The sequence below is a fragment of the Streptomyces sp. URMC 124 genome (assembly GCF_051386455.1).
Taxonomy (GTDB): domain Bacteria; phylum Actinomycetota; class Actinomycetes; order Streptomycetales; family Streptomycetaceae; genus Streptomyces.
On record NZ_JBPQTS010000104.1, the window covers coordinates 13,745 to 27,048 of the forward strand.

The following is a 13,304-nucleotide window of genomic DNA, read 5'->3' on the forward strand; positions in this document are numbered from 1 at the left end:
CTTCGTCTTCCTTTGATGAGGAGCGGAACGCGTTCCGCCCGCGGCGTCCCGCGGCGACGGAGCCTACCTCTGCACCTCGCGGACCCAGGCGGTCAGCCCGGCCAGGAAACCCGCCCTCTCGTCGGGTGACAGCCCCTCCAGGGCGCGCAGCAGCGGCTCGGTGCGCCGGACGATGAAGGTTTCCAGGGGCGGGCGGTACTCCTCGGCCAGGGACACCAGGACGCGGCGGCGGTTCGCCGGGTCCTCGGTCCGCTCCACGATGCCCGCGCGGCTCAGACCGCCGACCAGGTCGCTGGCGGTGGGCAGCGACACCTGCAGCCTGCGGGCGATCTCACCGACCGTCAGGGGCTGCCCGGCCAGCAGCTGGGGCAGCACCGCGCCATGACGGGGGGTCAGTCCATGGGTGTCCATCGCGTCGCGCAGCGGCTCCGGCATCAGGCCCCGTACCACCGCACCCCGGTAGAACGGCTCCAACAGCGGTACAAGGCCGACGACTTCGAGCTCGGCCGGTGTCGGTTTCCGTGGGGCCTTCCCGGCCTCTGGGGAGTGCTGCATACTACGAGTGTATACGCTTTGGATCTCCAAACTATTTGGATAGTCGAAGGGTCGCGCCATGACGTCGATCAGCTACAGCGATGCGCTCAACGATGCTCTGGAACGGTTGGACGACCTCGGGTACGAGCGCGGGCAGGGCGTGGACCTCGCCAACCACGGCCCCATGGGCGCCGAGGCGCTCGCCCTGCTCGGGCACGAGGACGAGGTCGCCCGCTGGGTGGAGCGCTACCGGAAGGCGATGGACCACCACGAACCCCCCGCCGCCCGCTTCGCCCTCGACCCCGCGGACGAGGCCTCGTGGCGTCCCGCCCTCGGAGCCTTCGACCGGGCCGGGGACTGGGAGCGGCTCTTCGCCCGCGAACTCGCCGACGCCCCCTGGCACGAGGTCCTCGTCCGCTGGTGGCCGCGCCTGATCCCGGGCCTGTTCGCCGGGCTCACCCACGGCCTCATCCGCACCGCCCACGCCGTACGCGGCCTGTACGCGGCCGCCGGCGAACCGACGTCCCTCCAACTCGACGAGCTGGCCCGCGGCCTGGCCTACTGGGCCGCCCGCTACGCCGAACTCCCCGGCCGCCCGCACCTCGGCGGCTCCCACAGCCTGTCCGCCGCGGTCGCGGCGCTGCCCCGCGTGGCCCCGGACGGCCCGATGGGCCCGCGGGCCGCCCGCCGGCGCCTGGACGTCCTCGCCCAGCTGCCCGGCTACGAGGCGTCACTGGGCCGGCTGGCCGCCGAGCAGGCGCCCCGGCTGCTGAGCGAGATGACCCTCCAGTTCGCCGACGTCTACCTCGGCCACCCCGAGGTGTTCCCGGTCCCGCTGGTCCACGGCGTCACCGCCCCGGCCGCCGTCCGCCTCGTGCTCCCGCACCTGCCGCACGAACTGCACGAACCGACCCTGGCCCGGCTCTGGCAGGTCCACACCGCCTTCCTGCTGGTCTTCACCACCGACCGGCGCGAGGAGGGCACGCAGGCCTGGCGCTCGGAAGCGGGGGACGTGCCCCCGCCGGACGAACTGGGCGCCCGGGCCGCCGAGCACGGCGACGAACACGTCATCAAGTTCACCGAGGCGTGCCTGCGCGAGTACGCGCTGCGGCCCGACCCGCGCTTCCCGGCCGCCGCGCACGCCGCGCAGCGGCGCATCGCCCGGCTGGACGACGGCGGCGCGATCCGGAGGGTCTGAGCAATTCCCGGGGCCTCCGGCGGCACCTGCCCGTACGGCGAATGCCGCCGGCCGGCACCTAGCCGGCGTCGGAGCCGGTGGAGCGCAGCCGGCGCCTGTACGCGGCGACGTCGACGCGGCCGTCGGCGAAGTCGCGCACGAGCGCGCTGTAGGCCTCGGCCCGCTCTTGTGCCGACGACGAGAAGTGCAGCGTGACCGCACGGTGGGCTTCGGCTTCCCGCCGCAAGGTCACGTGGGCGCGCACCCGTGCCCGGTGCTCGTCGTCCCAGTCGCGGAGCGTCGTCGGCGCCTCGCCCTCGTCGTGGCCGGCGTACCGGTACACCGCCACGCACAGGCAGACGAAGAGAATGGTCGTGAGAACCTGACCGACGTCGTGCAGCAGCACCCCGGCGACCAGGACCGCGCCGAACACGCAGCCTGCCTTGAGCAGGCTTCCGCGGAGGCTCGCGAGGCCGGACGGGAGCTACTTGCGCGGGTGCCGCAGGGGCGGGGAATAGGCCGCACCGAGCCGTACGGCCTTCGGCAGCCGGGCCGCGTAGGCCGCCAGGGTCAGCAGGGGAAGGTGCCAGGAGATCGTCGCGGCCATGGACGGCCAGGTCCAGCCCCACACGAGCCACGCCGCGGGGACCGACACCACGCCCCAGGCGCCCAGCCACAGCGTGGCGCGGACGCCCGCACCCCACCGCGCGGCCGGTGCGCACCGAGCGGCCCTCGTAGGCGGCCCACTGACGCTCGTGTTCGGCATAGGCCGCCCACTGCGCGCGGGCTTCCTCCGCCTTGGCCTCCAGCCCGGCCCGCCGCTCCGCCTCCCGCGCCGCCCGCTGCTCCAGGCGCTCCGCCTCGGCCGCGGCGAGCGTGGCGAAGTCGGTGCGCACGAGCTGCCCGATGGGCGAGCCGGGATCGCCGCCCTGCTCGCACAACCGGTCGTACCACCCGACGCTTCCGGCGGCGGGTGGCGTCAGGCGCCCGAAGCCGGTGCGGATCCGTTCCCCGATGCGGGGATCGGGCAGGAGCGCCGCCAGCAGCATGCCGCGCGCGCCGCCGTCGGCCCACTCCCGGTGCTCCTCCGGCAGGCCGGCCGCCCCGGCCACCCGCCGCCAGGACTCCCGGGCGTCGTCCCACGCCTCCTGCGTCCCCTGCAGGCCGCGCAGTTCGGTGAAGGAAGCGAGTGCGTCCAGCAGCCCGCCCGCGCAGAGGTCCCGGTAGAGCTCCGCCGCCGGGCCGCCGGTGTCCAGACGGCCTTCCAGACACGCCGTGGCCAGCGACTCCATGGTGACGCGCGCGCCCTTCCAGACCGCCTCCCCGTCCGGGTCCAGCCAGCCCAGCAGACTCAGGACCTTCAGGTCGGGCGTCACGTCCGGGGGTGTCAGCCAACGGTCGATCAGCTCGCGCCGGCCTTCGACGTCGTCGGTGAACGGGTCGTCGAACTGCTGCAGCCACGCCAGCAGGTCGCGCCGGCCGGCGGAGGGCTCGGAGGGGGTGTCCGTGCGGCCGAAGAACTGCTGCCGGGCGGTCGTCCAGTGCGAGCGGACCGTCGCCGCCAGGTCCCGCGGCGCCGAGTGCAGCGCACCGGCCAGGGCGAGCGGCTTCCTCATCCGCGCCGACGCGAGTTCGGTGACGGACGGGGCCGCCCCGGCATGGCGGGTGAAGACGCCGACGAAGGACGCGTCGTCGAGCAGGGTCCTGCCCTTGACCGCCTCCAGCCGCCGGTGCCGCCAGTTGCGGGGCGCCTCCGCCACCACTCCCAGCAGCAGCCCGTCGGCGAAGAGCGCGGCCCCCGACATGCCCTCCCAGGGGGAGTCGCCGCTCGCCAGCTCCGGTGAGGCGTCCTTGACGTCCAGGACGTACCGGTTGCGGACGATGCCCGACCCGGGGCGCAGTGCGCACTCGATGTGCTCGAGGTCCACGCCGCGCGACCTGTCGTGCTGGGCGCGGGGGAAGCCCATGGCCTGGCAGCCGCCGAGGGGCGAGTCGTCCATCAGCCTCGCCCAGCGCACCGGGGACAGGCGTGCGGCCGTCTCCGGCCGGACGAGGTCCTCGCCGGACGCCAGCAGGGCGGCATCGCACGCCCCCTCGCCCCGCCACACCACCCGGGCGCCGTGGCTGCCCGTTCCGCCCACCACGGTCACCCGTGCCGCGGACTCGTCCTTGACGACGTGGGCCGCGGTGAGGACCAGCCGCGGGGTCAGCAGGTACCCGCTGCCCCTGCTGCCGGCGATCTGCACGGCGGCCACGCGGTTGTGCTCGGGGCCCACCGGGCGGCCGGTGGGTAAGGCGCGGCTCACAGCGTGCCGGCACCGGCGAGACCGGACACGTCACCTTCGTCGTCGGAGGCGATGAGCACCGGCTCGCCATTGGCCTGGACGGGTTCGAGGGTGAGCGACACGCGGTGCGTGCGCGTCCGGCTCATGCCGGCGTCGGTCTCCCCGGAGACGACGAACGCGCGGATGCCGCCCCGCGCACGGGCGTCCTTGCGCAGCTCGACCGTGAACTCGAGCGCGATCGGCCCCACCTTGAAGGCGATGTCGCTTCCGGCGCCCTGAGCGGCGGCACTCATCAGCTCGTCACGCACGGCCTGCACCGCCTCGGCGAGCTCCATGTCCCCGGACCCCAACGCATCCCCCTCGTACTGTCGTTCGTCACGAAAACGTGCTGACCCAGAGTAAAGCAAGGGTGGTGGCGAAGGTGCGTGCCGCCCGGGCGGGATCAGGGGTGCCAGACCTCCTTGATGGTCTTCACCTTGCCCTCGGAGTTCACGGTGATGTCGTAGATGTTCCCGGAGCAGCTGTACGGCGACTTCACTGCGGAGGTGTTCGTCATGCAGTCGCCGGCGTGCGTCCACAGTTCCCCGACGGGGACCGTCTTGGTGGAGCCGGATCCGGTGGCCAGCTCCGCCTTCACGTTCTCGGCGAACAGGTAGTAGTTCGCCTTGCCCTCGCCGTGGTAGATCCAGTCGTTGGGCGTGCAGACCGGCTTGCCGTCCTTGGCGGACATGGAACCCTTGGAGGGAGGCGAGGCGATCTCGACCATCTTGTGGCCGGTCGGGAGCTTGGGCGGCTGCCCGCAGTCGCCACCGCCGTTGTCCGCGGAGCCGGAGCCGCCCTTGCCCGCGGAACCGCCCTTGTCCGCGCCCGGCTTCGCCGACGGCTGCGAGGAGGCGCCGCCGGAGCCGGCCGCGGTGTCCTCCTCGGGGCCGCAGGCGGTGAGGACGCCCAGTGCGGCCACGACGGCGCAGGCACTGACGAGACGTCGCGTGTGAGTCATTACTGATCCCCCGTAGTGAAAAATGACGTGATCATGATCGATCGAGGGGGATTTCTACACCACGGAGCAGTTCAAGATCCAATCGGTGCGCGACCGGCTCGGTCACGAGGTCCGGTCGCGCCGGGCCGAGGCGCGCCATGCGCGGGGCGATACGCCGTAGGCGGCGCGCGGAAGGCGCGGCTGAAGTGGGAGGCGCTGGTGAACCCGAAGCGGTGGGCGACGCCCGTCACCGCCGGCGCGCCCGCGCCGGGCCGCGCGAGTTCGCGGCGGCAGCTCTCCAGCCTGCGCTCCAGGATCCTGCGGCCGACGGTGGTGCCTTCGTCCTGGAAGAGCCGGTGCAGATGGCGTACGGAGATGTGGTGCGCGGCCGCGATGGCCTGCGGGGACAGACCGGGGTCGGCGAGGTGGCCGTCGATGAAGGCCCCGATGCGCAGCCGCAGCGCGGTGCGCGCGGGGTCGGTCCCGGAAGGGCAATTCGGACCCTGCCCGCGCCCGTAACCTCACCCTCCGGTGCAACGAGCCTTGCAGGCATGAAGGCGAAGCAGTCCTGGCAGGTCGTCCCGAGGCCGGGCCCCTGCGCACTCGGCGAGCGCCGGGGTCAGATCACGTCCCACGGCGCGGCTTCGTACAGCCCCTTCAGCACCCGTACGGGCTCCGCGTCCGCGGGGAACGGCACGTCGTCGATCAGCGGTACGGCCGAGACGCCCACGGAGTTGCAGACGAACGCCGCGTCGAAGCGCCCCACCTCGTCCAGCCGCACCGCCTGCCGCCGCCACGGCAGTCCCGCCCCGTCCAGCTCCCGCTGCAGCACCAGCATGGTGATGCCGTCCAGGGCGGGGGCCGAGGGCCAGACCACCGTCTCGCCGTCGAGGAAGCCCACGTTGGTGACGGCTCCCTCGGCCACCGTGCCGTCGGGCTCCACCAACAGCGCCTCGTCGAAGCCCTCCGCCTTCACCTGCCGCAGGTGGTAGGCCTGCCCGAAGACCCCCACGTGCTTGAGGTGGGCGGTGGGCCGTGCGTACGGGACGCTGCGCAGCCGCTGCGGGCCGGGCTGCGGCACGGCGGGCCGCAGGATGACCGCGGTGACCGTCCTGTCGCCCGGCTCGGGCGCGTACGTGTAGGTCCGCACCGACGCGTCGCGGACTCCCGCCTCGCCCAGGGCGCGCCGGATCCGCTCCCGCACCAGTTCGCCGTCCAGGCCCTCGCCGAAGAGCTCCTTGTTGGCCGTGTCCAGCCGGGTGAGGTGGAAGTCGAGCCCGCGCACCCGGCCGTCCCGCACCTGCATGGCGGTCATGTGCCCGTAGCCGCCCATGAGCGCGAGGAACAGCGGATCGGCGTCGACGGCACGGCCGTCGACCTCGACGTACGGGGTGGAAAGATCGTTCATGCTCACCACCGTACGTCGCGGGGGAGGGGGAGGGCGGCAGCCGGCGTCTCGTTCGGCGGCGGCCGGTTCAGCGCGCGGACTCGGCGGCCCTGCGGACGACCAGGGCCGCGTCGTGCGCCACGCCTCGGTGTCGGCGATGAGCAGGACCGCGGCGGGATCGGCCTGCGCCCCTGCTCCCTTCGGCATCCGCACGTGCGCGACCGCGCAGCGCAACGGTGCCGACTCCGCCGCCGGATACGGCCCGGGCGGCTCCGGCACCTCGGCCCCCGCAGAGCGGACGACGTCGGTGGCCCGGAGGAAGTCGGCCGCCACGCGCTCGGCCAGGGCCGCGAGCAGGGCGGTCGCGTCCGGCGGCAGCTCCGTAGCGCTCTCGCTCCCGTCCCCGCTCCCGTTCCTGTGGCCGCTCCCGTCGCCGTCCCCGCCCCCGTCCCGGTAGGCCGCGAGGAGGAGTTCGCCGCCGCTGACGGTGTGGTGGCCGGGTTGCATGGCCGTCTCCCAGGGCGGCGTCGCCCGGTCCCGGCCGGCGCGCTCCGTCCGGTACTGGGTGTGGGCCGCCTGGGCGAGGAGCATCGCGGCGTGGGCCGGGCGGAGCGGATCCGTAGCGCGCTCGTGACCGGAGCCGAGGTGACCGCCGGGGCGACTGCCGGGGCGGCCGTGGCACAGCCGGAGGGTCACCGTTCCGCACGCCTCCGCTCCCCGTTCCATGAAATGCACGACGGAGCGCCGCAGTTCGCCGCCCGCGCCCTTGGGCCAGGCGAGCAAGCCGGCCGCGGCTCCCAGGGAGCCTCCGATCACGACGTCGAGGAGCCGTACCGCGGGCAGCTGCCGGTCCGGGGGGAGGATCTGGGTGAAGAGCAGGATCAGGACGAGGGTCAGCGCTCCCTGCGTCCATGCGGAGCCCAGGACGGGCCCCACGCTGAAGCCCACCAGGAACACGACGGGCGCCGCGGCGATGTAGAAGGCGGGCGTGTCACCCACGACGACGAGCATCAGCGTCGCGACGGCCGCGCCGACGGCCACCCCGAGGAACGCGGGCGGCAGGGCGCCCCGGGTGTCCGCGGCCGAGGTGCGCATCAGGCTGAGGACCGTCAGCAGCACCCAGAAGCCGTGCGGCAGGTCGAGGGCACCGACGATCAGCCGCGCGCCCGCCAGCGCGAGGGCCAGGCGCAGGGCGTTCTGCAGGAGGACCGAGCGCGGGGTCAGGTGCAGCCGCAAGCGCCGCCACCACCGGACGGGAGCGCGCAGCGAGGCGTACGGGAACGGGCCGCCCGGCCGCTGCCACCTGGCGTCGCGCGGCGCCCCGAAGGCGATCCGGGCGCCCTCGCCGGCCATCATCGCGCCCGTGGCGGCCGCCTGGACGACCGAGTCCTGCCGCAGCCGCGGGGCGGTGACGCCCGCGAGCCGCAGGGCGCGCTCCGCACGGAAGGCGGACAAGGCCGTCACCAGCGCGTCGTCACGCGGCCCCGGGTCCCCGGACCGCAGCACCCGCCCGGCGCCCCGCAGGCCCGCCGCGGTGCGCTCCAGCAGGTGCGCGGCGCCGGGGTCCGGCTCTCCTCCGGCGCCGTCGTGCAACCGGTCCAGCTGGGCGCGGACGTGCCGCGCGGCCGCCCGGACGTCGTAGCAGGCCCGGTCCCGCAGCGAGGCGGACGTGGGGCGTTCCGCCGGCGCGACCCGGGACAGCAAGGTCGCCTGCAGCGCCCGGTCGGCCGCTTCCCGGCTCCGCTGCGCTCCGGCCGGATCCGCGGCTTCGCCGGCACCGGCCATGAGACGCCCGACAGCGGTGCAGTAGCCGGCCAGGGCCTCCAGCGCGTCGGCGAGGAGGACCCGGTACGGAACGGGCTGCTCGTCGCGCCACAGGAGCCGGTCCACGAGGGCGGTCAGCACGATGCCCACGGTGAGCCCGCCGAGCCGCTCGCCCAGCGTTTCCGGAGCGTAGGGCGGGAAGCACGGGAGCAGGTAGTACAGCTGGAAGGCGGAGGCCAGGCCGCCCAGGCGCGGGCCGCCGACCCCCAGGTAGGAGGCCGTGAAGCCGACCACGAACATGCCGCAGGCGGCGCTCCACGAGTGCGCCGCGAGCAGCGTTCCGGCGGTGACCAGGAACCAGCCGGCGGGCAGCACGCCGAGGAACGTCCGCGTCCGCTGCTTCGCCGTCCCCGGGACCTGGGAGAACAACGTCAGCGGCAAGGCGCCGAACAGGGCGTAGAGCGCCATGGCGGGCGCGCCGAAGCCGTAGCGCAAGGCGTAGAAGCCGGTGAGCCCGGCGACGGTGGCCCAGGTGGCGCGCCGGAGGTGCTCCGGCCCTTGGTCCTGCCGCAGCAGCCACCGGAGCGGGCCGGTCACCTCCACGACGACTCCCGGCCGGCGGGGGGACGGGTCACGCTTGCCACCCTAGGCGAGCCGCGCCCCCTCGCAACCGGGGACGCCGTCGCCGGATCGTGCGGCCGTCCGGTCCTGCTCCCGCCTACGCCCCGCGGGCCACCGCTCAGTTCTCCACCGTCTGGACGCGCGGCGGATGGCCGTTCCAGGTGACAAAGACCGAGGTGGTCTTCGTGCCGGCCATGAAGTCCACCCGGATCCACGCGCTCTGCTTCCACACGCGCATCTGCCAGCCCTCCTCCGGCGTCGCCGAGACGAGCGCGGCGGAGGACTCGCCGAGGTCGAAGACGGCCCGGCCGCCGCGGACCGGATAGCTCTTCACTTCGCCCGGGGCCGGCTGCGGCGGGGGGCCGGCGTCCTGAGCCGCCGCGGTCCCGCCGTCCGCGCCGCGCGAGGACGGGTCCGGGGCCGGCGGCGTGAGCTGTCTGCCGGAGGGAGACGGGGTGCCCGGCGCGGAGGGGGCCGGAGGGCGGGACGAGGAGGCCGGTTCGCCGATGGCCGGTGTCGCGGTGCCGGAGATCGGCAGGGCGCGCGGCGGCTCGTAGGCCGTGCCCGCCAGCACGGTGCGCACGCCGTACCAGGACACCGCCATGGCCGCCGCGGTCGCCAGCGCCCACGCCAGGGCCTGCATGATTCCTCGTCTCACCTGGCTCATAGTGCCTCACTCGTATGGCGTACGGTGCGGCCCATGGCAAGACTGCTCGTGGTCGAGGACGACCCCTTCGTGCGCTCCGCCCTCATCCGGCAGCTCACCGAGGCTTCGCACACCGTCCGCAGTGTCGGAACCGCTCTCGAGGCCCTGCGCGAAGTGGCGCAGGTCGGCTTCGACCTGGTCATCCTCGACCTGGGGCTGCCGGACCTCGACGGGGCGCAGGCGCTCAAGATGCTGCGCGGCATCACCGACGTGCCCGTCATCGTGGCCACCGCCCGCGACGACGAGGCCGAGATCATCCGGTTGCTCACCGACGGCGCCGACGACTATCTGGTCAAGCCGTTCTCCGTGGCGCACCTGACCGCACGCATGGCCGCCGTGCTGCGCCGGGCGGGCCGGGGCGGACCGGCGGGCGAGCCCGCACCGCCCGCCGCGCTGCAGGTCGGCGGACTGTCGGTCGATCCCCTGCGCCGCCTGGCGGAACTCGACGGCGTGCCCCTCGATCTGACGCGCCGTGAATTCGACCTGCTCGCCTACCTGGCCGGCCGCCCCGGCGTCGTCGTCCCGCGCAAGGAGCTCCTCGCCGAGGTCTGGCAGCAGTCCTACGGGGACGATCAGACCATCGACGTGCACCTGTCCTGGCTGCGCCGCAAGCTCGGCGAGACCGCGGCCAGCCCGCGCTACCTGCACACCGTCCGCGGCGTCGGGGTGAAGCTGGAGCCCCCTGCGGAGCCCCTGGCGGAGCCGGCGGCGCAGCCGTGAGATGGGCGCTCGTCAGGGTGTCGCTGGCCGTCACGGTGATGGTCGTGCTGGCCTTCGCCGTGCCGCTCGGCCTGGTGGTCAAGGAGCTGGCCCGCGACCGCGCGTTCGCCGACGCCGAACGCCAGGCCGCCCAGATCCGGCCCGCGCTCGCCATCACCACCGACCGCGACCAGCTGGAGCGCGCGGTCGCCAGCTCGCAGGCCGGCGGGGACGGGCGGATGGCCGTCCACGTACCGGGTGAGGACGGCGCGCCGCAAGGGGCGGGCCCCGACGCACGCGACGCGCACGAGGCGTACGCCATCGGCCACCGCCGGGCCGGCCCGCGCGACGTGGAGACGGCCCGCCGCGGCCGCTCCGCCGTCACCTCCGTGCCCGGCGGCTACGCCCTGCTGCAGCCGACCGCCCTGAGCACGGGTGAGTTCGCGGTGGTCGAGGTCTACGTCCCGCACCGCGCCGTCACCAACGGCGTCACCACCTCCTGGGTGATCCTCGCCGGCGTCGGCCTGGGCCTGATCGCCGGCTCCCTCGTCACCGCGGACCGCCTCGGCCTGCGGCTGGTGCGCCCGGCCGAACGGCTCGCGAAGGCGGCCGCCGAGCTGGGGGAGGGGCGGCTGGGCGTCCGCGTGCGCGAGGACGGCCCCGCGGAACTGCGCGCCGCGGCCGTCGCGTTCAACTCCATGGCCGACAAGATCGTGCAACTGCTCTCCCACGAACGCGAGCTCGCCGCCGACCTCTCCCACCGCCTGCGCACCCCGCTCACCGTCCTGCGCCTGAACGCCGCGTCCCTCGGCGACGGACCGGCCGCCGAACAGACCCGCGCCGCCGTCGCCCAGCTGGAGCGCGAGGTCGACCAGCTGATCCGCGCGGCCCGCGAGCAGGGCGAACAGAAGGAGCGGCCCACCCTCGGCTGCGACGCCTGCGAAGTGATCCGCGACCGCATGGACTTCTGGTCCGCGCTCGCCGAGGACGAGGGACGCACGGTCCGGCTCTCGGGCGTCGACGCGACCGTACGCGTCCCCGTCGCCCGCCCCGAACTCGCCGCCGCACTGGACGCGATGCTCGGCAACGTCTTCCGCCACACCCCCGAGGGCACCGCCTTCGCGGTGGACGTCCACCACAGCGACGACGCCGTGATCGTGCTCGTCTCCGACGCGGGCCCGGGCATCGCCGACCCCGACGCCGCGCTGCGCCGCGGCCACGGCGACGGCGGCCCGGGCTCCACCGGTCTCGGCCTGGACATCGTGCGCCGCGTCGCGGAGTCGACGGGCGGCGACGTACGGATCGGGCGGTCGGTGCTCGGCGGCACGGAGGTGCGGGTGTGGCTCTCGCCGGACGGCGGCGGAACCGGCGGTCGTGAGCGGCGCCGGCGGCGGGTGCGGCGGGTACAGAGGTTGCGGCGTGGCCGGCCGCGCCGCCTGCGGGCGCTGCTGACCTTCCGTCGCTGAGCTCCTCCTGCCGCCCGTCATTAACCCCCGCCGATGCGTTCCTTAAGAGGGCCATAAGACGACGGCCCAGGAGGCCCGTTCGGCGATTTGCCTGGTTTGGTCTCGCTAGCGTGCCGCACGTACCCACCCCCCAACCCAGAACAGGCAGGCACGCGATGGGTTCCTCCGCACACCGCCGACGAGTGAGCCGCAAGGCGAAGCTCGCCGGCGTCGGCGTCGCCGCGGCGATCGCGACGGGCGCCGCCTTCACCCTCACCGGCACGGCGCAGGCCGCCTCGGTCGGCGCGGCCTTCTCCCGGACCGGCGCCTGGTCGGGCGGCTACACCGGGCAGTACGTCCTCACCAACGACACCGCGAAGGACCTGACGGGCTGGAAGCTCACCTTCGATCTCCCGGCCGGTACGAAGATCACCTCCCTGTGGAACGGCAAGCACACCGTCAGCGGGCGCAGCGTCACCGTCGAGCCGGAGGGCTGGAACGCGACGATCGCCCCCGGCAAGTCCGTGACCGTCGGCTTCGTCGCCGCCGGCTCCGGTGCGGGTGCGGCCGACGCTCCGGCCAACTGCCGCATCAACGGCACGAAGTGCTCCGTGGACAAGGACCCCGGACCGGAGCCGACGGGATCGACCGCACCCACGGGGACCGCGAAGCCCACCGGCCCGGCCCCCACGCCGTCCCGACCGCAACCGAAGCCGACCGGGACCCCGGCGCCGACCTCGACGTCCCCGGCCCCCGGCGGCGCGAACGCGGCCTTCGCCCCGTACGTCGACACCTCCCTCCACCCCTCCTACGACCTCCTGGACACCGCGAAGAAGACCGGCGTCAAGAACTTCAACCTAGCCTTCGTCACCTCCGGGGGCGGCTGCACGCCCAAGTGGGGCGGTGTCACCGACATCGGGAGCGACGCCGTCGCGCAGCAGATCGGGAAGCTGCGCGAGGCGGGCGGCGACGTACGGGTCTCCTTCGGCGGTGCCGCCGGCTCGGAGCTGGGGCTCGTCTGCTCCTCCGCGGACGCGCTCGCCGCCGCGTACGGCAAGGTCGTCGACGCCTACAAGCTCACCAAGGTCGACTTCGACATCGAGGGCGCGGCGCTGCCCAATGCCGCCGCCAACACCCGGCGCGCCCAGGCGATTGCCGCCCTTCAGAAGAAGCACCCGGGCCTCGACGTCTCCTTCACCCTCCCGGTGATGCCCACGGGCCTCACCCAGGAAGGCGTCGACCTGGTCGGGAACGCCAAGAAGAACGGTGTGTCCGTCTCCGCGGTCAACGTCATGGCCATGGACTACGGGTCGTCCTTCAACGGCGACATGGGCCAGTACGCGATCGACGCCGCCACGGCCACGCAGGCGCAGGTCAAGGGCGTGCTCGGGCTCGGAGACAAGGCCGCGTGGAAGGCCGTGGCGGTCACCCCGATGATCGGCGTCAACGACGTGGCCGCCGAGGTCTTCAAGGTCGACGACGCGGCGCAGCTGGCCGCGTTCGCCCGGGCCAAGGGGCTCGGCTGGCTGTCGATGTGGTCCGCCGCGCGCGACAAGCAGTGCCCGGGCGGCGCCCAGAGCTCCGCCTCCGCGACCTGCAGCTCGATCCTGCAGGACGACCTCGCCTTCACCAAGGCGTTCGCCGCCCGCAAGGGCTGACGCGCTTCCCGTTCCCCTCTCCGCACCCCCACCAGCCACACCCCTCACC

The 13,304-nt window shown here is 74.2% G+C and carries 11 protein-coding genes and 2 pseudogenes; 4 read left to right on the top strand and 9 right to left on the bottom strand.

Annotated elements, in window-relative coordinates; all coding sequences use genetic code 11:
* Nucleotides 1-63 precede the first annotated feature (63 nt).
* Entirely contained in the window at nucleotides 64-555 is a 492-nt protein-coding gene (locus ACSNOG_RS21235; RefSeq protein WP_436754262.1) for a MarR family winged helix-turn-helix transcriptional regulator, read from the bottom strand.
* A 58-nt stretch (nucleotides 556-613) separates the two neighbouring features.
* Between ACSNOG_RS21235 and ACSNOG_RS21240 the strand changes: the two genes are divergently transcribed.
* A complete protein-coding gene (locus tag ACSNOG_RS21240; RefSeq protein WP_436754263.1) occupies nucleotides 614-1,732 on the top strand; it encodes a questin oxidase family protein in 1,119 nt (372 codons plus the stop codon).
* A gap of 58 nt (nucleotides 1,733-1,790) precedes the next feature.
* On the opposite strand, the gene ACSNOG_RS21245 is transcribed toward ACSNOG_RS21240, so the two are convergent.
* The 8 genes and pseudogenes from ACSNOG_RS21245 to ACSNOG_RS21280 form a co-directional block, all read right to left on the bottom strand.
* Entirely contained in the window at nucleotides 1,791-2,144 is a 354-nt protein-coding gene (locus tag ACSNOG_RS21245; RefSeq protein ID WP_436754272.1) for a hypothetical protein, read from the bottom strand.
* A 51-nt stretch (nucleotides 2,145-2,195) separates the two neighbouring features.
* A complete protein-coding gene (locus tag ACSNOG_RS21250; protein ID WP_436754273.1) occupies nucleotides 2,196-2,477 on the bottom strand; it encodes a hypothetical protein in 282 nt (93 codons plus the stop codon).
* A 1,003-nt stretch (nucleotides 2,478-3,480) separates the two neighbouring features.
* Nucleotides 3,481-4,017: pseudogene (locus ACSNOG_RS21255) on the bottom strand (trypsin-like peptidase domain-containing protein); the annotation flags it as partial.
* A complete protein-coding gene (locus tag ACSNOG_RS21260; protein WP_436754264.1) occupies nucleotides 4,014-4,331 on the bottom strand; it encodes a trypco2 family protein in 318 nt (105 codons plus the stop codon). The gene ACSNOG_RS21260 and the pseudogene ACSNOG_RS21255, both read right to left, overlap by 4 nt.
* 107 nt (nucleotides 4,332-4,438) lie before the next feature.
* The gene (locus tag ACSNOG_RS21265) at nucleotides 4,439-4,996 is read right to left on the bottom strand and encodes a hypothetical protein (protein ID WP_436754265.1); all 558 of its coding nucleotides are present in this window, start codon (nucleotides 4,994-4,996) and stop codon (nucleotides 4,439-4,441) included.
* A 102-nt stretch (nucleotides 4,997-5,098) separates the two neighbouring features.
* A pseudogene (locus ACSNOG_RS21270) lies at nucleotides 5,099-5,457 on the bottom strand (helix-turn-helix domain-containing protein); the annotation flags it as partial.
* Nucleotides 5,458-5,594: 137 nt separating this feature from the next.
* Nucleotides 5,595-8,723 carry an aminotransferase class IV gene (locus ACSNOG_RS21275; protein ID WP_436754266.1) on the bottom strand — a complete coding sequence of 1,043 codons (3,129 nt, stop codon included), beginning with the start codon at nucleotides 8,721-8,723 and terminating at the stop codon, nucleotides 5,595-5,597.
* 142 nt (nucleotides 8,724-8,865) lie between these two features.
* Complete coding sequence (locus ACSNOG_RS21280; RefSeq protein ID WP_436754267.1) at nucleotides 8,866-9,414, bottom strand: hypothetical protein; 549 nt, start codon at nucleotides 9,412-9,414, stop codon at nucleotides 8,866-8,868.
* Between the two features lie 33 nt (nucleotides 9,415-9,447).
* On the opposite strand from ACSNOG_RS21280, the gene ACSNOG_RS21285 reads away from it, so the two are divergent.
* The 3 genes from ACSNOG_RS21285 to ACSNOG_RS21295 all read left to right on the top strand — a co-directional run bounded on the left by ACSNOG_RS21285 (nucleotide 9,448) and on the right by ACSNOG_RS21295 (nucleotide 13,255).
* Nucleotides 9,448-10,173: a response regulator transcription factor gene (locus tag ACSNOG_RS21285; RefSeq protein ID WP_436754268.1), complete on the top strand. Its 726-nt coding sequence runs from the start codon at nucleotides 9,448-9,450 to the stop codon at nucleotides 10,171-10,173.
* Nucleotides 10,170-11,618 (top strand): sensor histidine kinase, encoded by a 1,449-nt coding sequence (locus tag ACSNOG_RS21290; RefSeq protein ID WP_436754269.1) that lies wholly within the window; start codon nucleotides 10,170-10,172, stop codon nucleotides 11,616-11,618. The genes ACSNOG_RS21285 and ACSNOG_RS21290 overlap by 4 nt, the downstream gene beginning before the upstream one ends.
* 155 nt (nucleotides 11,619-11,773) lie before the next feature.
* Complete coding sequence (locus ACSNOG_RS21295; RefSeq protein ID WP_436754270.1) at nucleotides 11,774-13,255, top strand: cellulose binding domain-containing protein; 1,482 nt, start codon at nucleotides 11,774-11,776, stop codon at nucleotides 13,253-13,255.
* Nucleotides 13,256-13,304: the final 49 nt, after the last annotated feature.